The organism is Oleiphilus sp. HI0066, from assembly GCF_001635725.1.
Genome location: NZ_LWFH01001034.1, coordinates 1 through 23,827 on the forward strand (window position 1 = coordinate 1; position 23,827 = coordinate 23,827).

The 23,827-nt window shown below is 44.3% G+C and carries 21 protein-coding genes, 1 tRNA gene and 1 pseudogene; 14 read left to right on the plus strand and 9 right to left on the minus strand.

The window, feature by feature from the left end:
- The 3 genes and pseudogenes from A3738_RS31090 to A3738_RS12485 all read left to right on the plus strand — a co-directional run.
- Positions 1 to 504: pseudogene (locus A3738_RS31090) on the plus strand (hypothetical protein); the annotation flags it as partial.
- Between the two features lie 178 nt (positions 505 to 682).
- Positions 683 to 758 (plus strand) — tRNA-Gly (locus A3738_RS12480).
- Positions 759 to 980: 222 nt separating this feature from the next.
- A complete protein-coding gene (locus A3738_RS12485; protein ID WP_068479496.1) occupies positions 981 to 1,769 on the plus strand; it encodes an MOSC domain-containing protein in 789 nt (262 codons plus the stop codon).
- On the opposite strand, the gene A3738_RS12490 is transcribed toward A3738_RS12485, so the two are convergent.
- Complete coding sequence (locus A3738_RS12490) at positions 1,761 to 2,306, minus strand: hypothetical protein (RefSeq protein WP_068479498.1); 546 nt, start codon at positions 2,304 to 2,306, stop codon at positions 1,761 to 1,763. The genes A3738_RS12485 and A3738_RS12490 overlap by 9 nt on opposite strands.
- Before the next feature lie 105 nt (positions 2,307 to 2,411).
- Between A3738_RS12490 and A3738_RS12495 the strand changes: the two genes are divergently transcribed.
- Both A3738_RS12495 and A3738_RS12500 read left to right on the plus strand, forming a co-directional pair.
- A complete protein-coding gene (locus tag A3738_RS12495) occupies positions 2,412 to 4,328 on the plus strand; it encodes an ATP-binding cassette domain-containing protein (RefSeq protein ID WP_068479500.1) in 1,917 nt (638 codons plus the stop codon).
- A 9-nt stretch (positions 4,329 to 4,337) separates the two neighbouring features.
- The gene (locus A3738_RS12500; RefSeq protein WP_068479502.1) at positions 4,338 to 4,805 is read left to right on the plus strand and encodes a hypothetical protein; all 468 of its coding nucleotides are present in this window, start codon (positions 4,338 to 4,340) and stop codon (positions 4,803 to 4,805) included.
- 67 nt (positions 4,806 to 4,872) lie between these two features.
- On the opposite strand, the gene A3738_RS12505 is transcribed toward A3738_RS12500, so the two are convergent.
- Positions 4,873 to 5,679: a hypothetical protein gene (locus A3738_RS12505; protein WP_068479504.1), complete on the minus strand. Its 807-nt coding sequence runs from the start codon at positions 5,677 to 5,679 to the stop codon at positions 4,873 to 4,875.
- A 347-nt stretch (positions 5,680 to 6,026) separates the two neighbouring features.
- Here A3738_RS12505 and fadB point away from each other — a divergent pair, with 347 nt between their 5' ends.
- The 4 genes from fadB to A3738_RS12525 all read left to right on the plus strand — a co-directional run bounded on the left by fadB (position 6,027) and on the right by A3738_RS12525 (position 13,390).
- On the plus strand, positions 6,027 to 8,171 hold the full coding sequence (gene fadB / locus A3738_RS12510) for a fatty acid oxidation complex subunit alpha FadB (protein ID WP_068479506.1): 2,145 nt from the start codon (positions 6,027 to 6,029) through the stop codon (positions 8,169 to 8,171).
- A 29-nt stretch (positions 8,172 to 8,200) separates the two neighbouring features.
- A complete protein-coding gene (gene fadA, locus A3738_RS12515; protein WP_068479508.1) occupies positions 8,201 to 9,376 on the plus strand; it encodes an acetyl-CoA C-acyltransferase FadA in 1,176 nt (391 codons plus the stop codon).
- A gap of 414 nt (positions 9,377 to 9,790) precedes the next feature.
- Positions 9,791 to 12,466, plus strand: coding sequence for a type I DNA topoisomerase (gene topA, locus A3738_RS12520; protein ID WP_068479510.1), 2,676 nt, complete (start codon positions 9,791 to 9,793; stop codon positions 12,464 to 12,466).
- A gap of 9 nt (positions 12,467 to 12,475) precedes the next feature.
- A complete protein-coding gene (locus A3738_RS12525) occupies positions 12,476 to 13,390 on the plus strand; it encodes a M14 family metallocarboxypeptidase (RefSeq protein ID WP_068479512.1) in 915 nt (304 codons plus the stop codon).
- A gap of 72 nt (positions 13,391 to 13,462) precedes the next feature.
- Here the strand turns inward: A3738_RS12525 and A3738_RS12530 are convergent, their stop codons facing one another.
- From A3738_RS12530 to A3738_RS12550, 5 genes are read right to left on the minus strand one after another with little or no spacing between them, the layout of a single operon-like run.
- Positions 13,463 to 14,329: an NAD(P)-dependent oxidoreductase gene (locus A3738_RS12530; protein WP_068479514.1), complete on the minus strand. Its 867-nt coding sequence runs from the start codon at positions 14,327 to 14,329 to the stop codon at positions 13,463 to 13,465.
- 1 nt (position 14,330) lies between these two features.
- Complete coding sequence (locus A3738_RS12535) at positions 14,331 to 14,795, minus strand: DUF1499 domain-containing protein (protein ID WP_068479516.1); 465 nt, start codon at positions 14,793 to 14,795, stop codon at positions 14,331 to 14,333.
- Positions 14,796 to 14,806: 11 nt separating this feature from the next.
- Positions 14,807 to 17,401, minus strand: a complete 2,595-nt coding sequence (locus A3738_RS12540; protein WP_068479518.1) for a CHASE2 domain-containing protein — start codon at positions 17,399 to 17,401, stop codon at positions 14,807 to 14,809.
- 13 nt (positions 17,402 to 17,414) lie between these two features.
- Positions 17,415 to 18,980 carry a FecR domain-containing protein gene (locus A3738_RS12545; RefSeq protein WP_068473013.1) on the minus strand — a complete coding sequence of 522 codons (1,566 nt, stop codon included), beginning with the start codon at positions 18,978 to 18,980 and terminating at the stop codon, positions 17,415 to 17,417.
- Positions 18,981 to 19,007: 27 nt separating this feature from the next.
- Positions 19,008 to 19,697: a response regulator transcription factor gene (locus A3738_RS12550; RefSeq protein WP_068479520.1), complete on the minus strand. Its 690-nt coding sequence runs from the start codon at positions 19,695 to 19,697 to the stop codon at positions 19,008 to 19,010.
- Between the two features lie 294 nt (positions 19,698 to 19,991).
- Between A3738_RS12550 and A3738_RS12555 the strand changes: the two genes are divergently transcribed.
- Together A3738_RS12555 and A3738_RS12560 are read left to right on the plus strand one after the other, a co-directional pair.
- Positions 19,992 to 20,309: a BolA family transcriptional regulator gene (locus A3738_RS12555; protein ID WP_068479522.1), complete on the plus strand. Its 318-nt coding sequence runs from the start codon at positions 19,992 to 19,994 to the stop codon at positions 20,307 to 20,309.
- A gap of 4 nt (positions 20,310 to 20,313) precedes the next feature.
- Positions 20,314 to 20,934, plus strand: coding sequence for an L-threonylcarbamoyladenylate synthase (locus tag A3738_RS12560; protein ID WP_068479524.1), 621 nt, complete (start codon positions 20,314 to 20,316; stop codon positions 20,932 to 20,934).
- A gap of 2 nt (positions 20,935 to 20,936) precedes the next feature.
- Here A3738_RS12560 and A3738_RS12565 read toward each other — a convergent pair whose 3' ends face one another.
- Both A3738_RS12565 and A3738_RS12570 read right to left on the minus strand, forming a co-directional pair.
- Complete coding sequence (locus tag A3738_RS12565; RefSeq protein WP_156502725.1) at positions 20,937 to 21,548, minus strand: hypothetical protein; 612 nt, start codon at positions 21,546 to 21,548, stop codon at positions 20,937 to 20,939.
- 168 nt (positions 21,549 to 21,716) lie between these two features.
- Entirely contained in the window at positions 21,717 to 21,932 is a 216-nt protein-coding gene (locus A3738_RS12570) for a hypothetical protein (RefSeq protein WP_068479528.1), read from the minus strand.
- Positions 21,933 to 22,203: 271 nt separating this feature from the next.
- Between A3738_RS12570 and A3738_RS12575 the strand changes: the two genes are divergently transcribed.
- The 3 genes from A3738_RS12575 to A3738_RS12585 all read left to right on the plus strand — a co-directional run bounded on the left by A3738_RS12575 (position 22,204) and on the right by A3738_RS12585 (position 23,824).
- On the plus strand, positions 22,204 to 22,695 hold the full coding sequence (locus A3738_RS12575) for a hypothetical protein (RefSeq protein WP_068502631.1): 492 nt from the start codon (positions 22,204 to 22,206) through the stop codon (positions 22,693 to 22,695).
- A 119-nt stretch (positions 22,696 to 22,814) separates the two neighbouring features.
- The gene (locus tag A3738_RS12580) at positions 22,815 to 23,312 is read left to right on the plus strand and encodes a biopolymer transporter ExbD (protein WP_068473191.1); all 498 of its coding nucleotides are present in this window, start codon (positions 22,815 to 22,817) and stop codon (positions 23,310 to 23,312) included.
- A gap of 5 nt (positions 23,313 to 23,317) precedes the next feature.
- Entirely contained in the window at positions 23,318 to 23,824 is a 507-nt protein-coding gene (locus A3738_RS12585) for a biopolymer transporter ExbD (RefSeq protein ID WP_068473188.1), read from the plus strand.
- Positions 23,825 to 23,827: the final 3 nt, after the last annotated feature.

Genomic DNA, 23,827 nt, shown 5'->3' on the forward strand with positions numbered 1-23,827 from the left:
GAGCCAGAACCAGAACCAGAGCCAGAACCAGAACCAGAGCCAGAACCAGAACCAGAGCCAGAGCCAGAACCAGAGCCAGAGCCAGAACCAGAGCCAGAGCCAGAACCAGAACCAGAACCAGAACCGGAGCCAGAACCGGAGCCAGAACCAGAACCAGAGCCAGAATCTGAACCGGAGCCAGATGCAGATGACCTGGATTTAGATGATATTGATTTGTCTGGGGGCTTGGATGACGTTGTAGAGGAATTGGAGAATCTTAGCGACGAGCCTGAAGAGGTGCCAGCCGAAGATGAACCGGTGCTCGAGGATGAAGCTGAGGTTGCGGCTAGTATTGCGCAGGCGATTGAAGAAGCAGCTGAAGATCAAGATGATGCATTATCTGAGGAAATTGAGGCAGCTCTAGATTTGAGTGATCCGGAGTTTGATGATGAAGAATTTAATCTTGAAGACTTTGATATTGGTGATACCGATGATCTTTCAAAAGACGATGATAAGAAAGACTAGACAGGAGTCTCAAAACTAGTAGCTTTGATTTGGTGGGGCGTAAAAAACAGCATTGTGTATAAATAAATGCTTGCATACTGAAAAATGCATCCATATAATACGCCCCACTTTGAAGCAACGAGCTCTTTCAAGTTCTCTTAATACTTGATTTTACAGAGTTTTTTCAAAGCCTTCCTAAGCGGGAATAGCTCAGTTGGTAGAGCACGACCTTGCCAAGGTCGGGGTCGCGAGTTCGAATCTCGTTTCCCGCTCCAAATTTTCTTATGACTTTGTTAAACCTATCGTCGTTTATTGTTACTAAACTTCCTCAAGGTTTGCCGCGCCCGAAGAAAGCTTATCCATCGCTTAGCTCAATGTCTTAATTGTTGATATTCCTGTATCTCTGTTTAGTCATGCCGTTTACACAATTTATACTTGCGCCTTGTTCTTCTTAGCCAAGTCGCATTATAGTTTTGAGCTTTTGCGCGAGTTTCTTGATGATTACTGTCTCTGGTCTGTTTTCTTATCCTGTTAAATCGTTTTGCGGTTTATCGCACCAGTCGATGAGCTTAGACGCGTTCGGGCCACATATGGATAGGCGTTTTATGGTCATCAATGATCAAGGAAAGCATGTCACTCAAAGAACGCACCCCAAAATGGCACTAGTCTCTGCTTTAGTAAGTGAAAGCACGCTGTCAGTGAATTTCGATGGCATAGAGACAGTATTACTGTTTTCTGAGTTTGATGTTCCAGTGATGGCTGAAGTGTGGTCGGATAGTGTTGATGCTTTGGCGATGTCATCGAAAGACTTTGATAAGCGATTATCCGTGTATTTGAATGAGTCTGTCCGTTTAATCTTCATGCCTTCAAGCACCTATCGACAGGTTGATCCTGATTTTTCACCGGAATCAGCACGAGTCAGTTTTGCTGATGGTTTTCCAATTCTTTTGTGTAGTGAGGAGTCATTGCTCGATCTGAATTCGAGGTTGGAAAATGCGGTGGCAATGAATCGTTTTCGTCCGAATATTGTGATTAGTGGGAGTGAATCATATCAAGAATCGGAATGGCGCCGAATCAAGATAGGGGAGATCGAGTTTGATGTCGCTAAGCCATGTTCACGCTGCAGTATGATTACCTTGGACGAACGGGGGGTGTTTAATAAGGAGCCCTTAAAGACTTTAGCGCAGTACCGCTTGAATCAATTTGGCGCGTGCTTTGGTGAGAATTTAGTTCAGCGTGGCGAGGGACTTATATCGTTAGGCGACTTGGTCGAAATATTAGAATAGTTCGACTTCATCATCGCTATCGTCTTCATCGGTCTTTTCGAAATGATGGCGATATATTTCGAGCGCCTCATTCACTGAGGCTCCATTCATAATGTGTTCAAACATGAGTCGCTCTTCTTCCATAGAATAGTTCGACTTAATGTCGTTTTGCAGTTTTTCCCATGCGCTTGGATTGTTGGCGCTGTTAGGGGCTGACACCAATTCGCTCAGCCAGCCTAGGTCACGTTTCACATGATCAAGTCGTTGTGATAATCGATCGTAAAATTGAAACGCCACGATGGAATTGAAAATCGAGTTATGGATCTCTTGGGCTTGGGAGCTAAAGTTGTTTGCGGCTTGTTCGTCAGACGAGTCGGTCAAGTGGCTGATTTGTTCTGCTATGTAAGAAAATGATTTGGTCAACTCTGCCACAGACTTTTCACCATCAGTCATTGTGCATTCAATTTGTGATACCGCGAGGGTGAGCAAATTGATGGTAGATCGAACTTGCTGCCACTCGAGCTGAGTGATGTTTGTGTCTAAAGCTGGTTCAGTCATTTAGTATCTTCTCGCGCTATGATCTAATACGTGTCCGCTGCAAAGTGCTCAAAAGAATAGTCGAACACTTTGAAAAAGCTAACGTAGAAATTAAGTGGTTGTTTAATGAGTATTGTTCGCCTTGAAGGTGTTTCTCTTGCGTATGGCCTAAAGCCATTGCTTGATGAAGTTGATTTCGCAATAGAGCGCTCCCAGCGTTTATGTTTGTTGGGTAGGAATGGTGAGGGCAAGTCGACCTTAATGCGTTTGCTTATGAAGCAAGCTGAGCCCGATAGTGGGACTGTGATTTTTGATAAGAATCTGAAAATCGGTTTTTTATCTCAAGACTTACCTGATGCTGATGAGCAAAAGGCTTTTGATGTTGTGGCGCAAGGCTTGCCTGAGTTAGGAGCTTTATTGAGCGAGTATCATGCTTTAGTGGATGCTGGTGGCGAAGACTTGGATCGAATGGAGCGCTTGCAAACAAGTATCGAAGCTCAAGGTGGGTGGACGTTTGATAATCGCGTTATGCAGATTTTAAAGCGGTTTAATATCCAACCTGATGCGCCGATGTCTTCTTTATCAGGTGGATGGCGTCGTCGAGTGATGCTTGCGCAGGCTTTGATCAGCGAGCCTGATCTGCTGCTACTAGATGAGCCAACCAACCATTTGGATATCAACGCCATCCGTTGGCTGGAAAAGACCTTGTCAGATTTTCAGGGTGCTTTGTTATTTGTGAGTCACGATAGGGCTTTTATCAAGTCTTTGGCAACAGGAATTATCGAGTTAGATAGAGGTCATATTCGCGCCTTTAATGGTAGTTATGCTCAGTATTTAGTCGAAAAAGAAAAGCTGCTAGAAGAGGAAGAAAAGCAAAATAAGTTATTCGATAAGCGACTGTCTGAAGAGGAAGCGTGGATTCGTCAGGGTATAAAAGCACGTCGTACTCGCAACGAGGGTCGTGTGCGCGCCTTAAAAGCGATGCGCGAAGAAAGAAAAGGACGAATCGAAAAACAAGGCGCCGCGAGTTTTAAAATTGAAGCGTCAAATAAGTCTGGCAAAAAAGTAGCGCAGTTAGAGCATGTTGATTTTGCGTTTGAAGACGGGCGTCAGCTGGTAAAAGATTTCTCGACCACGATTATGCGTGGAGATCGTATAGGTCTGATCGGTGCGAATGGTGCGGGCAAGACGACTTTGCTAAAACTCATCCTAGGTCAGCTGGAACCGCAGTCTGGTACAGTGAATTTAGGCACTAAGTTAGAGGTTGCTTATTTTGATCAGCTACGTGATGGGTTAGATGCGGATAAAACCGTGATCGAGAATGTGGCTGATGGACATGATTTTGTTGAGTTGGGTGGCGGTAGTAAGCACGTCATCGGATATCTAAATGACTTCTTGTTTACTGTAGCGCGCGCGAGAACCCCCGTGCGTGCGCTGTCTGGAGGCGAGACGAATCGCTTGTTGTTGGCCAAGCTGTTTGCGCAGCCTGCAAACCTTATTGTTATGGATGAGCCGACCAATGATTTGGATGTGTCGACTTTAGAGTTGCTGGAAGAGAAACTTGGTGAATTTGACGGTACGCTTCTTCTAACAAGCCACGACCGAGATTTTATTGATCAAGTGGTAACCAGTACGATGGTGTTTGAAGGTGATGGCCGGGTTCGAGAATATGTCGGAGGCTATCAAGACTGGGTTCGACAAACGGGTGGCGCATTGGTTGATGAGCAAGCTTTGTTAAACAAAGGTCAAACTGAAGCTCTTAAACCTGAAGTTAAAGCGCAGGTTGCTCAGAAAAAGGCTGAACCGCTAAAGAAAAAGAAACTGAGCTATAAGTTGCAAAGGGAGCTTGATCAGATGCCGGATCTCATTGCAGATTTGGAGGAAGAGGTTGCAGCACTACAAAATGAGGTGTCTAGACCTGACTTTTACTCAAAAGAACATACCTATGTCGAGCAGCAAACAACAGCGTTGACGTCTTTGCAAGAAAAGCTTGAAGCAACTATTGAGCGATGGATGGAGCTTGAAGAGATGGCTGGTGAGTAAAGGAGAGACATGTTGGGTTGGCTGGTAGCGATTTTCGGCACATTGGTGGTTGCGGGTTCTATTCTTTGGATTAAGCCGTCGAAGCGCGAATTGCGTATCACTGCTTTACGGCAAGAGGCGATGAAGAAGGGATTGCGGGTTCGTCTTGTTGACGAAAAACTCAAGGATAAGTTTTTTCCATGGCTTGATGACTATCGCGGTTATGTGATCTACGAAACACATCAATTACCTGTAAAAGAAGGGCGAGGGATGAAGGCAGCTCAGGTGCATAGCAGTGCTGAATTGCATGAACTCGATCGTCGAAACATGGATGGTGATCAAGCTCGTGTGTTGGCAAATCAGGAACATATTCCAAATCAAATTAGTGGGGTAGTGCTTTATCCTGATGGGGTAGGTCTGTTGTGGGATGAAAGTGGTGACGCAGAAGATATAGACGGCTTACTGGAATGTATTAAGCAATTACATTCGGCTTGCTGAGTTTGAGATCATAAAAAAAGGGGGCGCTGCGTAAAGCAATAGCCCCCTTTTTTTGTTTCAGCTAGTCTTAAATCTTGCTAGCTAGCTGAAGGTTTTCAATAATCTTTTTGGAATATAGGTTAACGATAAAGTTAACGCGGTTCTCGTTGTAGTTTACGAGTGACGGTTGAATAAACTCCCACTTAGTCTTGGCAGAGTCGAGAAGTTTCGCTGCTTCTGGGTTGCCTTGCTCGCTAAGCAATCCATTGAGTGTTCCGTCGAAATCTTTCGCAAGGACATCTAAAGTAATGTCCGACTCATCTTCACGCGAATATACTTGGCTCACTGTCGATGTGCTTCGTGCGGAGTATTTGGTCATCATTAAGGCAACCATCTTCGCAGCATTATGGCTTTCGTTTTCTTTCGATACGTCGTCGCTTGCTGTTTGCTCGGCAATCGATTTGTATAAAATATTCAGCGCATCATTGAATGATATATTGTAGTTTGCCAGTTCACCGACCAAGCGAAGGTCGGTGTAACCTGTGTCATTCACCACTTCAATATTTTCGTTCAATGAGTCTTCATAGGTAAGCCATGCGTCACGAGCGGCATCAACTTGAGAGATTAAATCTGAATCTGACAGCGCTCCAGCGATATCGATCATAAGATCTTCGACGCTTCCTACTGCAAACTGTACTTCTTGCTGTTGTTCTTTGTCGGCCTGATTTGCACTGAAATTATAGAAACCGTTGATTGAGTAATAACTATTGATAGTTGCTTCATACACTTTTTCCATGGCGCCGAGTGCTTGACCTTTTTCGAGTGCTTGCACGTTAAGCGTCATTGCGCTTAATGCTATAGCCGCTGCGGTATGAATGATTTGTCTTATTTGCATTATTTTCTCCGACTATTATTTCTGCATACAACTTATATATGCATTATAAGAATTTAGTGTAGTTATGAATGCCTGACTTACAACTTTCAAATTGTGTAATAAGTGGTTGTTTTTCATTAATTTGCCTCCATTAAATAATTTTTAAAACATTCATACACAAACGGCCTGAAAACGGTGTAAGCCTTTTTGGCATTGACAAACGATTGAGTTTTCTACAAGGTACACGCCTCACGATTCAAACGATCGTATGAATTTTTGTTTTCTCACCCCATTTGCTTGGGGTTAAACAGATTGTCAGGCAGCTTTCCTCTGTACTGGCACGAACTTATAAACTTGGAGAACAGTTGATGATTTACGCAGGTAAAGCCATCACGGTTAAAGAAATCGACGGTGGGTTCGCGCAGTTGAACTTCGACCTCGAAGGCGAATCCGTAAACAAATTTAACCGGCTGACTATCGAAGAACTAGGCGCAGCAGCAGAAGCACTTAAAGGTGCAGATGTTAAAGGTCTAGTTGTTACAAGTACTAAAGATGTATTCATCGTTGGTGCGGATATCACAGAATTCACTAGCTTGTTTGCAGGTCCTGAAGAAGAACTTATCGCAAACAACTTGAAAGCAAACTCTGTATTCAATGCGATCGAAGATCTGCCTTTCCCAACAGTAACGGCTATTAATGGCATTGCTCTTGGTGGTGGTTTCGAAATGTGTTTAGCGACTGACTACCGTGTTATGTCGACTAAAGCGAAAGTTGGTCTTCCTGAAGTTAAGCTAGGTATCTTCCCAGGCTTCGGTGGTACTGTTCGTCTTCCACGTTTGATCGGTGCGGATAACGCAATCGAGTGGATTGCAGCAACTAAAGAGCACAAAGCAGATGCAGCTCTTAAGTTTGGTGCAGTAGATGCAGTTGTTGGTCCAGAGAAATTGATGGACGCAGCAATCAACCTTCTTGAACAAGTTAACGCTGGCAAACTAGATTACGAAGCACGTCGTGCAGAGAAAACTAGCAAGCTGAGCTTGAACCCAATGGAAAGCATGATGGTATTCGAAACTGCTAAAGGTTTCGTAGCTGGCCAAGCTGGTCCTCACTACCCAGCGCCTGTTGAAGCGATCAAAGCAATGCAGAAGCACTCGGGTATGTCACGTGATAAAGCAATCGAAGTGGAAGCAAAAGGCTTCGCTAAGATGGCTAAAACGTCTGTTGCGGCATCATTGGTTGGTCTTTTCCTAAACGATCAAGCGCTTAAGTCTAAAGCGAAAGAGCTTGCTCCTAAAGCTTCAAAGGTTAACAAAGCAGCGGTTCTTGGTGCAGGTATCATGGGTGGCGGTATCGCTTACCAATCTGCGCTGAAAGGTACGCCAATCATTATGAAAGATATCGCACAAGCAGGTATCGATCTTGGTTTGAATGAAGCGAAGAAGCTTCTTGCTAAGCGTGTTGACAAAGGTCGCATGAAAGCTGACAAGATGGCTGACGTTCTTAACGCAATCGATCCAACACTTAGCTACGGTGACTTCGGTGAAGTTGACCTAGTTGTTGAAGCCGTTGTTGAGAATCCAAAAGTTAAAGATATCGTTTTACGTGAAGTAGAAGATCAAGTATCTGAAGATACGATCCTTACATCTAATACTTCGACGATTTCTATTGATTTGCTTGCGAAGAACTTGAAGCGTCCAGAGAACTTCTGTGGCATGCACTTCTTCAACCCAGTACACATGATGCCATTGGTTGAAGTAATTCGCGGTGAGAAGACAAGCGAAGAGACGATTGCGACAACAGTTGCATACGCTCAAGCAATGGGTAAAACACCTGTTGTTGTTAACGATTGCCCGGGCTTCCTAGTAAACCGTATCTTGTTCCCTTACTTTGGTGGTTTCGCTGCGCTTATGCGTGACGGTGCTGACTTCCAGCGTGTAGACAAGATCATGGAGAAGTTCGGTTGGCCAATGGGTCCTGCTTACTTGCTTGACGTTGTAGGTATGGACACAGCTAATCACGGCGGTGAAGTAATGGCTGAAGGCTACCCAGATCGTATGGGTAAAGACTTCAAAACAGCGATTGACGTGATGTTTGAAGCTGGTCGTTTTGGTCAGAAGAATGACAAAGGCTTCTACGCTTACGAGTTAGATCGTAAGGGTAAGCAGAAGAAAGTTGTAGATGAATCTGTTTACGACATGATTAAGCCAGTTGTTGCAAGCAGCAATGAGTTTACCGATGAAGAAATCATCGAACGTATGATGGTTCCACTTTGCATCGAGACTGTTCGTTGTTTGGAAGACGGTATTGTTGATACTGCGGCTGAAGCAGACATGGGTCTGATCTTCGGTATCGGTTTCCCTCCATTCCGTGGTGGTGCGCTTCGTTACATCGATTCTATCGGTATCGAAGAATTCAACAAGATCGCAGACAAGTATGCTGATCTAGGTGCTCTCTACACGCCGACTGAAGGTATGCGTGAGATGGCTAAAACTGGCAAGAAGTTTTTCGGCTAAGCGCTGAGACAAGATTACGGAGAATATCTATGAGTCTTAATCCAAAAGACGTCGTCGTTGTCGATGCGGTACGTACCCCAATGGGTCGAGCTAAAAACGGCTGTTTCCGCAACGTACGAGCTGAAACCCTTTCTGCGGTATTGATCGATGCGATCTTTGACCGTAACCCAGGTCTTAACCCTAACTTGGTTGAGGACGTTATCTGGGGTTGTGTTAACCAAACTAAAGAGCAGGGCTTTAACGTAGCTCGTCAAATCTCTTTGTTGACAAAGGTTCCACACACTTCATCTGCACAGACTGTTAACCGTCTATGTGGTTCTGCTATGACTGCAATCCACACTGCAGCACAAGCTATCCAAACTGGTAACGGCGATGTATTCATCGTTGGTGGTGTTGAGCACATGGGTCACGTACCTATGACTGAAGGCTTCGACCACAACCCAGCAGCGTCTAAGTATTCTGCAAAAGCATCTAACATGATGGGTTTGACTGCTGAAATGCTTGCTAAAATGCACGGTATTTCACGTGAGCAACAAGACGAGTTCGGTGCACGTTCACACCGTTTAGCGCACGAAGCGACAATCAATGGCAAGTTCAAGAACGAAATCGTTCCTGTTGAAGGCCATGACGACAACGGCTTTAAAGTATTAGTTGAAGACGATGAAACAATTCGTCCAGAAACAACTGTCGAGTCATTGTCTAAGCTACGTCCAGCGTTCAACCCGAAAGGCGGTACTGTAACTGCAGGAACGTCTTCTCAGTTGACTGATGGTGCAGCGGCAATGTTGCTTATGTCTGCAGAGAAAGCAGAAGAGCTTGGCCTTAAGCCACGCGCTCGTATCGTATCTATGGCTGTTGCAGGTTGTGATCCAGCGATCATGGGTTACGGCCCAGTTCCAGCAACTAAGAAAGCACTTAAGCGTGCAGGTCTTAAAGTTGAAGATATCGATTTCTGGGAGCTTAACGAAGCATTTGCCGGTCAATCATTGCCAGTAATGAAAGACCTTAAGTTGCTAGATGTTGCTGATGAGAAAGTAAACTTGAAAGGTGGTGCGATCGCATTGGGTCACCCACTAGGTTGTTCAGGTGCACGTATCTCTACAACTTTGATCAACGTACTAGAAGAAAATGGCGGCAAGTACGGCGTTTCTACTATGTGTATTGGTCTAGGTCAGGGTATTTCGACTGTTTGGGAACGCCTATAATCGTTTAGTTGTCGCATCTGCTATTTTGGCTTTCACGCATTGTTGAAAGTTAGCTCAGAATGCTCATTTACTTTATGTAAACTGCGCCTCTTCTCTAACTTTCGCCTAGCCTGAAACCAAAATTTCTTGATGCTTGTAGCTACTAAGTTTAAAGCGCGTTTCGATTAAACAATCGAAATCTAAAAAAGCACGGTTTATCCGTGCTTTTTTGCGTTTAAGTGCTTGATGATTTTTTTGTCTGTTTGGAAGTAAAAATGATGGCTGATGCAGAAAAAACTTTGCAAGAGCTTGACCACTCAGCTACAAATCAATATATATGTTGCGCTAAATTTGCGTTAGGTACGCCTCTAACCATATGTTGAAAGCGTAATTGTTTGCTTTCCTTTTTCTATTTTGAGCTTTTTTTGGAGTGATATGGCTAAGTCTCTAGTCATCGTGGAATCGCCTGCCAAAGCGAAAACGATTAATAAATATCTCGGTTCGGACTTCATCGTTAAGTCAAGTGTCGGACATATTCGAGACCTTCCTACCTCTGGTGGCGCTTCGACATCTACGCCTGCTGAGCGAGCAAAGCAAGCGGCTGCAACACGCAAAATGAGTCCCGATGAAAAAGCTGCATATAAAAAGAAGAAGAGCAAAGATCAGCTGATTAATAGAATGGGTGTTAATCCTGAAAAGGATTGGGCAGCACATTACGAAATCCTTCCCGGTAAAGAGAAGGTGGTAAATGAATTAAAGAAGTTGGCTAAGAATGCCGAAACTATCTATCTCGCGACGGATTTGGATAGAGAAGGAGAGGCGATTGCTTGGCACTTAAAAGAAGCGATTGGTGGCGATGAGTCTCGCTATCGACGTGTGGTATTTAATGAGATCACTAAGAAAGCGATTCAAGAAGCGTTTAAGCAGCCAGATGAGTTGGATCAAAGCCGAGTAAATGCTCAGCAAGCGCGACGCTTTCTAGATCGAGTAGTGGGCTTCATGGTGTCTCCGTTGCTATGGGCTAAGATCGCTCGTGGTTTGTCTGCCGGGCGAGTACAGTCTGTTGCTGTTCAGCTTATTGTTGAGCGTGAGCGTGAGATTCGAGCATTTGTTCCAGAAGAATACTGGGAAGTGTTCGCCGGTTTGAAGGCATCTGGAAAGGGCGATGCACGTTTTCAAGTTTCTAAGTATGCAGATAAGGCATTTAGGCCTGTCTCAGAAGCTGAGACGAATGAACACTTGGCGCGACTAAAGTCTGACGCGTACAACATTACGAGGCGCGAAGATAAGCCCACTAAGTCTCGTCCTAACGCGCCGTTTATTACCTCTACCTTGCAACAAGCAGCAAGTACTCGACTTAGCTTTAGCGTTAAGAAAACGATGATGCTGGCGCAGCGTCTATATGAAGCGGGTTACATCACCTATATGCGTACCGACTCTACGAACTTAAGTGCTGAGGCGGTTGCTAATTGTCGTGATTATATTCAAGACAAATATGGCAACGATTATCTTCCTGAGAAACCACGCTCATACAGCAGTAAAGAAGGTGCGCAAGAAGCTCACGAAGCAATTCGTCCCTCTGATGTAACGGTAAAAGCGACGCATATATCTGGTTTAGAAAAAGATGCTGAGCGCTTGTACGAATTGATCTGGCGAAACTTTGTTGCCTGTCAGATGACAGATGCGCAGTTCTTGAGCTCTTCAGTTGAAGCAAGTGCTGGTGACTATACCCTTCGTACCCGTGGCCGTATTTTGAAGTTTGATGGTTTCCTTAAAGTGATGCCGACAAACAGCAAAAAAGATGACGATGTGATTTTGCCTGACTTCAAAGTAGGTGATGCATTATCTCTCGGCGGACTTGATCCTAAACAGCATTTCACCAAGCCGTCCCCTAGATATTCAGAAGCGGCGCTTGTAAAAGAACTCGAAAAGCGTGGTATTGGTCGACCTTCAACCTATGCTGCGATTATTTCGACCATTCAAGAGCGCGGCTATGTGCGTGTTGAGAATCGCCGGTTCTATGCTGAAAAAATGGGTGACATTGTTACGGATCGCCTCGCAGAATCATTCCCTGATTTGATGGACTACAACTTTACTGCTCAGATGGAAGAGCAGTTGGATGATATTGCGCTTGGTAACAAGGACTGGAAATCCGTTCTTAATCAGTTCTATGGTAACTTCACGGTTCAGCTAGATAAAGCTGAAGCCGCCAACGATGGTATGCGCAGTAACGATCCGGTTGAAACGGGTATCCCTTGTGGAAATTGCGGGCGCAATATGCAAATTCGTACAGCTAGTACCGGTGTGTTTTTGGGTTGCTCTGGTTATTCCTTGCCGCCAAAAGAGCGCTGCAAGAATACAATGAACCTTGTCCCCGGTGACGAAGTCGCGAGCGCAGACGATGATGAAGGCGAGTCTAAGCTACTTCGTCAGAAGCGCCGTTGTAAAATTTGTGGTACTTCTATGGAAAGCTATTTGATTGATGAGAATCGAAAGCTTCACGTGTGCGGGAATAATCCAGATTGCGAAGGTTACGAAGTAGAGGAAGGGAAGTTCCATATTAAGGGCTACGACGGGCCAACACTTGAATGTGATAAGTGTGGTTCGGAGATGCAACTTAAATCAGGCCGTTTCGGCAAATACTTTGGTTGTACCAACGAAGAGTGTAAGAATACACGTAAATTATTGAGAGACGGGAATCCAGCGCCACCTAAGATGGATCCTGTCCCAATGCCAGAGCTTCAATGTCAGAAAGTCGATGATACGTATATCTTGCGCGATGGTGCTGCAGGCTTATTCTTGGCGGCCAGTAAGTTCCCTAAGAACAGAGAGACCCGTCCACCTTTACTTGCGGAGTTGTTGCCGCATAAAAATGAGATAGATCCAAAATATAGTTTCTTGTTTGATGGGCCAGTAGCAGACCCTGATGGACATCCAAGTGTTATTCGCTTTAGTCGCAAGACTAAAGAGCAGTACTTGATGTCTGAAGTCATGGACGGTGAAAAAGCAAAAGCAACGGGTTGGACGGCCTATTACCAAGATGGTAAGTGGGTCGAGACTGCTGCTAAGCCGAAAGCGCCTGCTAAAAAGAAAGCTGCAAAAAAGAAATAGGGTTTAAGCATGGCGTATGCAATTGGCACCCCAGGTCAACCTTGGGGTGCATCCGAAATAGAACAGTGGCGTTCTGCGGTACGCTATTATCGTTCGTATCAAACTGAAGTTGTTGATCATTTGTATCGACTCTCTGATCGCTTTCATATCGATAACTACGGCTCTCTTTCTCACGACCCTATTCGATATTCGTTGTTTGCCGTTAAAACCGCTCAGCCGAATCCTGAGCTTCCCTGGGTGCTTATTACTGGTGGAGTGCATGGTTATGAAACGAGTGGTGTTTTAGGTGCGCTCTCTTTTTTAGTTAATAAGGCAGAGCAATACGAAGAGAAGTTTAATTTAGTCGTTATTCCTTGCGTGAGTCCTTGGGGCTTCGAAACGATCAATCGGTGGAACTATGACACTATTGATCCAAATCGATCCTTCAAAGATGGCGGGCTATGTGAGGAGGCTCAATTTACGATGCAATATGTTGCTAAACATGGCATTGAACCAGTGATGCATATTGATTTGCATGAAACGACAGATACTGATGCTACTGAGTTCCGCCCAGCGCTTGCTGCGAAGTTAGGCCAGAAAGAAACGCCAACACATATTCCCGATGGGTTTTATCTTGTTGGAGATAGCGGTAACCCTCAAGATGCCTTTCAGGCGCGTATTATTGCTGCTGTTGAATCGGTGACGCATATTGCACCAAATGATGAAGAAGGCTGCTTGTTAGGCGATAAGGCATCGCAGCACGGTGTAGTGAATTATGACGCTAAACTGCTTGGTCTATGTGCAGGTTTTACATCAGCAAGGTTCACAACGACCACTGAAGTTTATCCTGATAGCGAGAGTGCAACGCGCGAAGAATGTATTGCTGCGCAGGTTGTGGCTGTTGAGGCTGCGTTAGAGTTCGTGTCTGAGCAGATAAATAGCTAACACGAATGATGGCGTATTTCCGCTGGTGCGGGAATACGCTTTCTGCAACATGCGTCTGAGCTTAGATCATGCTTACTTTTGCAATCGCTTTAGTAAACTTGATGTGTCCCAACGATTCCCCCCCATGTCTTGTACGTCAGCATAGAACTGGTCAACAAGAGCCGTAACGGGGAGTTTTGCATGTATTTTTCTACCTTCTTCAAGGCAGATCGCTAAGTCTTTGCGCATCCAATCAATAGCAAATCCATGTTCATATTCGTCAGCAATCATGGTCTTATGACGATTATCCATCTGCCAAGATTGAGCGGCACCTTTAGATATCACGTCGATGACTGACTGAGGGTCGAGTCCTGCTTGTTGTGCAAAGTGAATAGATTCCGATAAGCCTTGAACTAAACCTGCAATAGCGATCTGATTGCACATTTTTGTAAGTTGACCTGCACCAATGTCGCCTAGGCGTTTGCAAGACTTCGCGTAAGTTGCGATGAATTCCTCGGCTTTTTCATAAGCGGCGTCGTCACCTCCACACATAACAGTCAGTTGACCGTTAATCGCACCTTGCTCGCCACCTGAAACGGGCGCGTCTATGAAATCAATACCTAGGTTAAGAGCTTGTTCATGCAATTCGCGGGCGACTTCAGCAGACGCGGTCGTATGGTCGATAACGAGTGTTCCTTTCGGAAGTTCCGCAAGTAAGCCATTCTCTCCAAAATACATATCTCTCAAATCGTTGTCGTCACCAATACATGTCATTACGCATGCGATATCTCCCGGAATTTGAGTGAAGTCGCTAATGACAGTACCAGAGAATTCATTGGACCACTCAGAGGCCTTGCTTGATGTGCGGTTGAATACAAATGTTTCGAAGCGTTGAGAAAGATGGCCTGCCATGTGATAGCCCATGACGCCAAGCCCAAGGAACAATACCTTTTGAGACATGTTATAGAGCCCCATCGTTAAGCTGAGAACGAATTTGTTCAATTCGATCGCGATTCACGCCAAAGTCAGAATGCCCAAGTCGGGAAGCAGAACGCACGTGTATACGTTGTTGGTTGTCGTCGAATAAGAACTCTACATCATCTACATAACGCATGATCGCGCTCGTATATTCTGCATAGATGTACTGATCAGTTTTGATGATTAGCTCAGCTGATTCGTCTGAGTTGATCGCTTTTACCAGTGCTTCGTGAGTCGAAGACTTATTGGTATAGCTAATACTTTCGATAAAGTGGTCTTTATCTTCATCCTTGAGAGAGCTGACGCAGTTTGGTGAGCTCGGACAAACTTGCAACGAGGTTTGCGCTTCTCCAAGTTGTTTCGGACGCGTTCCAGTGCAAGCACTCAAAATAAGCGTTGAGGCAATGAATAGAAGAAAAAGTTTGGTTTGATGAATAGGGTTTTGCACAGTTACTCCCGTTATTGATCGGATAGAATGGGTAGACGAATAGTAAACGCAGAGCCAACACCATAAACGCTATCGACTGAGATGTCGCCTTTGTGTTTTTCGACCACAACTTTGACAAAATTTAGACCGAGACCTGCGCCTTTAGGACCAGATTTTTCGGACACTTGTTGTCTTCTGAAACGCTCAAAAATTCTCGGTAACTCATCCGCCTTTATGCCAAAACCTTGGTCTTCGATTGTGATGACGGCGAGCGTATCTTTTTGTTGCACATCGACGTTAATCGGTTTGCTCTCATCACTATACTTGGTTGCATTACTAAGTAGATTAATCAAGCTTCGCTCAATTAGCTCAGCACTGCCAAATAGCCATATCTCTTCGTCCCCCGAGAGAGTGATGTCGATATTTTTCTGACGTGCAAGCTGGCTGATTGAATCAATGGCGTTCTCGATCGCATTGACCAATTCAAATTCGTAAAAGTCTTCTTCAATCGCTTGTTCAGCGCGAGTGATTTGTAAGAATTGATCTGAAAGGCTAAGTGAGCGTTCTGCATGACTCGCTAATTGATCAATGACAGAAGAATCAAATTCAATACGACCAGATCTTAAGCCTTGGAGTAGGGCGAGCTGAGAACTAAGTGGTGAGCGAACATCATGGGAAAGAAAGTCGATCAGTTGGTTTTTTTCACGTTGCTGCTGACGAATTTCAGTGATGTCTGACATGCTAATCATTAAACCGGCATCACTATGTTCGTCCACTAAAAATGGCAGGCAATGAATCATCACATCTCTGTGTCCAATCGATAGATTGAATTGTTTTCCTTTTCCCTCTAACAGGCACGTTGATATTGCTTGATTAAAATCATCATTGTCGGCTTTGAGAGCGGCAAAAAGCTCGTATATTGGTGTGGAGATAATTTGTTTTTTCTCAGCCTGCAACCATGATAGTGCGCGGCTATTTGCATAGACGATTAATCCGATAGGGTCGGTTACAATGACAGCCCCAGGCATTTCTTCAAAGCCGCGAGAAATAAATGTACGCATGTCTTGCATCGCAGTGATGGCGTCACGTACTTGATGAATACGCTTCGCTATCTGCTCTGATGGTTTTTTGATGATGGCTTCTTGGCCAGATTGCAGCTCCAGCTTATTCAGGAACTCAGTAATAGGGCGTCTAAATCCAGCGCTTGGAATGGCAAGCCCAATACGGTATTTATCATCTCCAATAGTGAGCTTGATCCAACTCGAGCTTTCGTCATGCTGCCATACCCCTTCTTCTAATATGCGGTATGAGCTTAGTTGGTGTGGGTTTAATCCATGAATTACGTTTCCATTGTGCGTAAAGGCATAAGCTTTGGGCTTGATAATCGCGATCAGCGCTAGGAATATTTTCTCAAGGCTATGCTGGCTCAAGCGACGAAAGCTTAGGTCAGGCTCTCTACTTAGTCTTTCTAACTCATTGCTAAAAAAACTATTTAGGTGACGCATTCTTTGCCAGCTCCATAAAGGGTAGGCAATCAATACTCCAAGCACACTGTTTACCGGTGGGAACCACGTTCTATCTAATACTAATAGAGCGTAGCTAAACCCAAATATTCCTGCCGCCAATAACATGGTTGAGGGCATGACGAAAGTTGGACGAATACGTGGAAAAATTAAGATAGGAACAAGAATGAATGCGAATGTTAATAGATATACCCACCGCTCCGAAACGCTACGAATAATCTTTTGATTGATGATTGCAGAGTAGGCGTTCGCGTGAATTTCAACGCCCGACATAGGGCTATTCATATGAGAAAAGGGCGTGGGGATAATATCACCTAAGCCAGCCGCAGTTGCCCCAATAAGAATTGTTTTGTTGCGGAATGTCTCGGCCGGTATCTTATTCGACATCACGTCAACATAACTGTAAGTCGGGTAAGTGCCGCGAGGTCCTGCAAACGGAATAAGGCGGTATTCTGCGTTGACTGCCACATATGGGACACGCGTCTGTTGGCGAATCTCTTGTAAATATTGAACCATGGGATTGGTTTCGACCGCCATGGCCATAGACATCGCAGGCCAGTATGCATCTCCGACACCTGTGTTGAGAAATATTCCGCGAGTCAGACCATCCTCATCGAGCTCAACATGGACGTGCCCTAAGCCAAGTGCGGCGTTGGCTAATTCTGGAATAGGTAGAATTTCTGAAAGCGGCTTGTCATAGGCGAGGGGGTGAACATGTAGAGGTAACAGAACATTTCCTGCATCTTCTATTGCCTCAGCGAGAAGAAAGTCATCCGCTGGGTGTTGCGTGTCATACTCTGAAAACAATACATCAAATACGATGAGTGAGGCTTGATAATATCTCAGCTTATCAACAAGTTGTGCGTGAATAGCTCTTCGCCAAGGCCATTGGCCAATGCTACTAAGACTTTTCTCATCAATCGAAATAATAACGGTATTAGGGTCTGGATCCACCGTTGCTGCATGCGTAAATGCATCATAAGTGAGGAGGTCTAGACGCTTTGCTACGTGGCTATATACAAGCAGCGCGCTCACTAAAATAAGCGCCAAAGTGAGAATGTGCTGCTCGTAAGGATGTGGATCGTTTATAGGCTTGCTTGCCATAGTTCTATTGTATTTATTGAGGAGTAGGCTCTAACAAAATATCTTTATGTGGGCCAAACTCTGAACTAAATATTTCGTCGCCTAAGCCTTTTACACGGGCATAAAAATGCTTGCCTTCTGGTAGCTTGAGGAACGCACGTGTTTTACTAAGCGTTTCTTCTTTTAATAATCTTCTGAACTCTTTATCGTCTGATATTTGTAATACATAGCCTTGGGCGTTGTCTACGGTGTGCCAGAAAATTCCCACTTGGTCGCCAATATAGTTGACGGTCAGAATATTAACGACGTCGAGTTTACCTTGAATAGATACTGCTCTTGCAGCACTAGTAGCTTCTGCTTTTCCAGCGCTTAATGTACGAACTCTCCAGAAATAATTGCCAGCGGCGATAGAGTCTTCAAGGCGGTAACTGGTATTTTCAGACCATTTTGTCGGAAGTGCTAAGCGCTTAAAGTCATCTGTTTTCGACAGCTCAAAGCGGGACAGTGTTTCTGGGTGTTTCACTTCCCATGAGAATTCAGCAGTAAACGCATCAACGATGCTCCCTGGTAGAGGTAAGTCTAGCGTCGCTGCGTCAGGGTCTTGGTTTACCTCTTCATCATTTGTCTGAACTTGAGACGCAGATTCGTCATCTTTCGTATCAACACTTGCGCCACTGGCTTTGAAGCTCGCGTTTTTGTCTTCGACATTTAAATCTGCGGGTAAACCTCGCCAATTCAGCGTTTCTTCTGCATCTGAAATGTTGCTTAAATCACTAGAGGCTTTGAAGCGAGGAAGGTTAAATAGATTGATTCTTTCAAGATTTTCTCGGCCAACAATTGTGCGAACACCATCCCCTGACTCGATCATTTGTCTTCCGTGATCATAGAAAAATTCAACTTTGCCTTCGAGAACTTCTAGCGTTGTTCCCATAAGGCTCGATCTTAAACGGAAGTCAGTGCCACGCACTGCCGCAACGGCGCTCGGTGTGCTTATTTCGTAACGAGAACCGTTTACCAAAGGACTTACGGTTGTTCGCAAGCCACCTCTGCTTAGGCGCATGCGTGTGTCTACCATCCCTACGTCTTCGTACTTGCTTAATTTGTTGAAGATTAGGTGGGAGTGCGGATCAAGCTTGACGGTGGAATTATCAGCAAATTGAACTGTGATTTTCCCATCCCTCGTTAAAAGTTCATCCCCAACATAGATCTGAGTGTTACTTTTTATCGCATGATAGCGTGTTTCTTGACGGCGTTTGATTAAAGCTAGGCCTTCAGAGCTAATAATTTTCGCTGGACGAGGTTGGTATTTGAGCCACGAGATAGGGACTTTAATAATCGAGCCGACTTGCAGATTTTCAACGTCTTTGAGGCGGTTGTAATGAGAGATAGATGTCCAAGAATACTGACGTTTCAACAAACGCTCAGCCACGTCTTTCAAGGAATCATTTGGTCTTACTGTGTAGTGCCAATCTAGGTTTTGATATCCATCATAACTCTCAGCATTGATACTTGGTGAAGTCAAAGTAAGCGCTAACGCAACAAAACTTGCTGCGAATATAAGGGTTAGACGGTGATGAACTGACTGCACAGGACCATTCATAGTATTACACTTTAAGCGGTGAAGCTTTTAGTCTCCCCCGCGCTCAAGGCGATAGCCGTGCTGATAAATAGTCTTAATTCTAAAGCCGTTCTCTGGTTTGATATTAAGTTTTCGGCGCAAACGACTCACGTGCGTATCAACAGTTCGCGTATTAATATTTGAAGAGATGCCCCATACTCGCTCTAGCAAGAAGTCGCGAGACAAAAGTCGGCCAATATTTTGGAACATAAATACCGCGAGGTCGAAGTCTTTATCTGTAAGCGAGACTTCCTCTCCAGATGAGATGATTGTTCTCTTGCTCAGATTTATGACGTAAGGTCCGATTTCTAGCTCTTCTTGTTCAGCTTGCTCTGTACCTAATCGACGGCTCAGCGCGTTGATTCTTGCCGTCAGCTCACCAATTCGTGCAGGCTTTACCAAATAGTCGTCAGCACCCGCATCAAGCGCTGTAATGATATCGGCTTCACTGTCGCGCTGAGTTAGGAATAATACCGGGACGCGCCAATTCATTTCGGCACGAACTTGTCGTAATACTTCTGTACCTTCAATGTCAGGAAGTTGCCAGTCCAAAATTAAAAGATCGTAGCTATTATGAAGAACCGAATACACAAAGGATTTTCCAGTTTCAAAATGCTCACAGTCGTGACCATTTTCTTTGAGTTGCGCAACGAGTGTTTCGGCTTGTGACAACTCATCTTCTAGTAATGCGATTCTCATTCATAACCCCACTTTGGACTTACTTAAACTGTTCTTTGATTAAATAGCAAAGCGAGAAACTTGCCATGCCACTAGTATTTTCTTATTTATCAGCGTAAGTGTAGTTGCTTTTTGAAATTTTCCGACCCTGATTTGTATCAGGATTTTACAAAGCATTGGATTAATAGCATCTAGACTAACTAGTGACGGATTTATGCCCTAATTTAAGTTGTTTAATGTGGCATTGATCACACTGCCGCATTACTATGCATGCGCATTGTATAAATAGATACTCTTAGAGCATTGGAATAGGTGATGACCCGAGAAGAGAAGTTAAAAACAAGTTTGGCGGAAGCGTTCAATATTGACTATATGCTATTGGAAAACGAAAGCCATATGCATTCGGTGCCAGAAAATTCTGAAACCCATTTTAAACTTGTCTTGGTATCAGATGACTTTGATGGGAAACGAAAAGTGGCTCGTCATCAAGCGGTGTATTCAGCAGTGAATACCGAAATGCAAAGTGGTCTTCACGCTTTGGCATTGCATCTGTACACCAATACAGAGTGGGCTGAACTTGATAATAAGCAATTAGCCTCCCCAAACTGCATGGGCGGTTCAAAAAAAGGATGATTTTATGAGCCAGTTTTTCCAGATCCACCCGGACAACCCGCAAGCAAGACTTATCCGACAGGCTGTCGACATCGTAAGGTCGGGTGGCATCATCGCTTATCCTACAGATTCTGCTTACGCATTAGGGTGTGAAATCGGAAACAAAGCTGGCGCAGATAAAATTAGAGCTATTAGGCAACTGACAGACAAGCATAACTTCACTTTAGTTTGTCGTGACCTGAGTGATATATCTGTCTATGCGAAAGTTGGTAATAGTGAGTACAGACAAATTAAAGCGCATACACCAGGGCCGTATACGTTTATTCTTCGGGCAACTAGTGAAGTGCCGAGACGTTTAATGCACCCAAAGCGTCGACAAATTGGATTGCGTATTCCTGACAATAAGATTGCATTAGATTTGTTAGAAGAACTTGGGACTCCGTTGATGAGTACAAGTTTGATTCTGCCTGGTGAAGAATATCCCTTTACCGATCCTTATGAGATTCGTCAGACTTTAGAGCATCAATTAGATCTTGTGATTGATGGTGGCTATTGCGGTCTCGAGCCTAGTTCGGTGATTGATCTATCTGATGATCAAGCTATGGTTCTGCGCAAAGGTGCCGGAGATACCCTCGCATTTGAATAAAATTAGGCCTCGCTCGCACTTTTGAATTCGGTTTGAGATAACAGGCTTTGGTAGCGCAAGGTAATATCTTTTAATTGGTTGAATTCATTTTTCTCACTGAGCAGGCTTTGAAATACCTTGTTTGTTTGGCCGTATGCTTGCGTTAACTTATTGACATTGCTCGCATATTCCAGGGTCGGGTTTTGTTTGCTCACTGCGGTGTATGCTGATACAAAATGGTTGTCTTGGCTTAACTCAAACCCGATTCGTTCTAATTGACTTTGAACGACAGGACCTTGTACTGCAAGTTTTCCATTCGCAAGTTTCTCGATTTTTAACTGAGTGTTAGGAGCGAGACCATACTCTGAAAGCTTATTCTTGATGACTTCGTTGAGGTAAGCGCGTTGCTCACCGATCTCCTTTGTTAAGTTTTTAACCTGCACATCTTTTCGTTTCTTTTGCTCAGCGATCTGTTCTAGCCCTTGTATGCTGGAAGTGCTCGGGATTTCGGATTCGGCGGAGCTTTCCGCAATTGGCTGAGGAGTATTTGATGAACTAGATGAGAGTGTTTTGAAGGCATTCTTTAGCTGAGTGCCTAGCTCTAACATTGTGTCTCGTGGGGAAATTTGGTTCATGCTCTTGTTTACTCATCACTTAAAAGGGGAACGAATTTGCCGATTTTTTGGCAGACCCTTGATTAATAGATTGAGAGCAAACTTAATACCAAATTTGCATATGATGGGATAAACAGAATTGTTGAATGAATCTTAAGCAGAGGCGGGTGCCTCTGCTGAGAGGTGCGATTAGTGCTGTTCTTGCTCGGAATATAATTTTTCAGCCCATGCTAGAAACCCTATGCACGCTGTAAGTAAGAGAGTTCCTAAGCCGTATCCTTCACTGGTTCGTTCAGTGATGCAATACATTAAAAACATAAATAGATCGAGAGTAATTAAACCGAATAGTGCTCCGGTGACATATTCCCCTTGTTCTTTGTACCAAGTCGCGAATTGTTCGCCCATTTTTATGACTCCAAAATTATTGTTATTACGAAGGCCGCTGTGGGGCAACCTTTAAAGGAGCGTTCGACTACTAACTGAGTGCGCGTTGTTTCAGTATAAGTAAGCCAAAACCCTAAATACAAGTCAGATTCGTACAAATTATGATCTGTTTTTCAGTAAAGTATGAATGCACTCGGGAACAAAAATTAACCAAACGAAAATTGCGGGCTGCGATTCGCTCTTCTATATACATGGTCGACCTTAGAGATATGTCCTGCTTTTGGAGGTGTTCATGTTTAAAGGAATTCATCGACTACTTAAATGGATGTTACGCGGAGATAATTATGGTGTGATGGCACCAAACATTTTTACGCCGTACGAAATTAAGCTCTCTTGTGCTTTGTTGGTATTAGCGGGGACGCTGATTTGGGCTCTTGCACGCAATGGTACTGAAGAGGGTATATTTGGCGTCGCGCTCATTGCCGGATTGGCATTTTACTTGTCCTATGTGAAGTATTATCGCGCATACAAACCGGCCATGGATCGCTGGGGAATTCGCGAACTATGCAATCCCAATCATCCGCGCCAGGAGTATCGGGTTGCTGCGCGTGATCTACAAATCTCGCCAGACGAGGTGAAGTTTATTGCGATGCAACATGGCGTGAAAGTGGTGTGTAATAATTCTCCAGCTAATCCGAATGTTCAGATATACGAACTTCAAAGAAATTATGAGCATCGATTATATGCCGAGAAGTGGAAAGCTCAATTAAACAAAAAGAGCTAACTTATTTGATGTGCGCCATAATACTTCTTAATCGAAAGATTGTTTTGTGCGCACCGTTCTTGATAGCAATCAGTGACTCCCTATAATACAGACACATTCTTCCTATTGTTTGTATTAGTATGATCCGACGTCACAGATGGTCTCAACAAGAAGCCGATTTAGATATCACGGCGTTCATGAACTTGATGATCGTTCTTGTTCCCATCTTGCTTATAAATCTTATTTTCTCGCACACTGCGATCATAGAGCTAAACTTCCCTAGTGCAGATCAGGTGCAAGACATTGATGCCGAGCAGCTTTCTTTCCAAGTGCTGATCTTGCCAACAGCTATTGAGCTAAAAGAGGGCGCAAATACTCTTATCAAGCGCATAGAAAATACAGATCAGAACTTGCCGAATCTTTCGGCACTAAGCTTGGCGATGCAAGAGCTGAAAAGACGTGTTCCTGATAAGCGAGATATAACATTACTCGCTCAGCCCGATTCATCCTACCAAACAATTATTAACGTCATGGATGCTGTTAGGGCATATCCTAAAGTGATAGCGGGTAATGTGGTTAATGCTGAGTTGTTCCCGGATATTGGCATTGCTGATGCCCCAGAAGTTGGAGGGAACTAATCGTTTTGAAGCAATCGGTCAAAGCAAAGCGTATAGCGCGGCATAAACGCAGAGCAGCTAATTCGGGCGGCAAGTTGAATCTTGTTTCTCTGATGGATATTTTTACCATTTTGGTTTTCTTCTTGATGATCAATTCTAGTTCTGACATTCAGGTGTTGAATCAGGACGGAAAAATATATCTTCCTGTATCTTTGGCTGAAACCTTACCAGAGGAAACACTAGTTATTACCGTCAGTGTGTCGGATATTATTATTGGCGGGCGGACTATCATTTCTAGAGATGACTTCAGTGCATTTGCTGGAGATGTGGAACCCTCTGTATCCGAAGAGCTTAAGTATCAATTGAGCCGTTCAGACGGAGTGAATATTCAAGAGCCGGCAGTCACTATTATGGCTGATAAAGACGTGCCTTACGCATTTCTGAAAAAACTGATGGCAACCTGTGTAGATACAGGCTACACAGCGGTGGCCTTAGCTGTTAATCGCAAGGGGGACGGAAAACAAGCGGGGTAATTT

Excerpts from the sequence above, each read along its gene's own strand:
- A3738_RS12485 (WP_068479496.1), top strand. The coding sequence starts at position 981 with ATGATTACTGTCTCTGGTCTGTTTTCTTATCCTGTTAAATCGTTTTGC.
- A3738_RS12490 (WP_068479498.1), bottom strand. The coding sequence starts at position 2,306 with ATGACTGAACCAGCTTTAGACACAAACATCACTCAGCTCGAGTGGCAG.
- A3738_RS12495 (WP_068479500.1), top strand. The coding sequence starts at position 2,412 with ATGAGTATTGTTCGCCTTGAAGGTGTTTCTCTTGCGTATGGCCTAAAG.
- A3738_RS12500 (WP_068479502.1), top strand. The coding sequence starts at position 4,338 with ATGTTGGGTTGGCTGGTAGCGATTTTCGGCACATTGGTGGTTGCGGGT.
- A3738_RS12505 (WP_068479504.1), bottom strand. The coding sequence starts at position 5,679 with ATGCAAATAAGACAAATCATTCATACCGCAGCGGCTATAGCATTAAGC.
- fadB (WP_068479506.1), top strand. The coding sequence starts at position 6,027 with ATGATTTACGCAGGTAAAGCCATCACGGTTAAAGAAATCGACGGTGGG.
- fadA (WP_068479508.1), top strand. The coding sequence starts at position 8,201 with ATGAGTCTTAATCCAAAAGACGTCGTCGTTGTCGATGCGGTACGTACC.
- topA (WP_068479510.1), top strand. The coding sequence starts at position 9,791 with ATGGCTAAGTCTCTAGTCATCGTGGAATCGCCTGCCAAAGCGAAAACG.
- A3738_RS12525 (WP_068479512.1), top strand. The coding sequence starts at position 12,476 with ATGGCGTATGCAATTGGCACCCCAGGTCAACCTTGGGGTGCATCCGAA.
- A3738_RS12530 (WP_068479514.1), bottom strand. The coding sequence starts at position 14,329 with ATGTCTCAAAAGGTATTGTTCCTTGGGCTTGGCGTCATGGGCTATCAC.
- A3738_RS12540 (WP_068479518.1), bottom strand. The coding sequence starts at position 17,401 with ATGGCAAGCAAGCCTATAAACGATCCACATCCTTACGAGCAGCACATT.
- A3738_RS12545 (WP_068473013.1), bottom strand. The coding sequence starts at position 18,980 with ATGAATGGTCCTGTGCAGTCAGTTCATCACCGTCTAACCCTTATATTC.
- A3738_RS12550 (WP_068479520.1), bottom strand. The coding sequence starts at position 19,697 with ATGAGAATCGCATTACTAGAAGATGAGTTGTCACAAGCCGAAACACTC.
- A3738_RS12555 (WP_068479522.1), top strand. The coding sequence starts at position 19,992 with ATGACCCGAGAAGAGAAGTTAAAAACAAGTTTGGCGGAAGCGTTCAAT.
- A3738_RS12560 (WP_068479524.1), top strand. The coding sequence starts at position 20,314 with ATGAGCCAGTTTTTCCAGATCCACCCGGACAACCCGCAAGCAAGACTT.
- A3738_RS12565 (WP_156502725.1), bottom strand. The coding sequence starts at position 21,548 with ATGAACCAAATTTCCCCACGAGACACAATGTTAGAGCTAGGCACTCAG.
- A3738_RS12570 (WP_068479528.1), bottom strand. The coding sequence starts at position 21,932 with ATGGGCGAACAATTCGCGACTTGGTACAAAGAACAAGGGGAATATGTC.
- A3738_RS12575 (WP_068502631.1), top strand. The coding sequence starts at position 22,204 with ATGTTTAAAGGAATTCATCGACTACTTAAATGGATGTTACGCGGAGAT.
- A3738_RS12580 (WP_068473191.1), top strand. The coding sequence starts at position 22,815 with ATGATCCGACGTCACAGATGGTCTCAACAAGAAGCCGATTTAGATATC.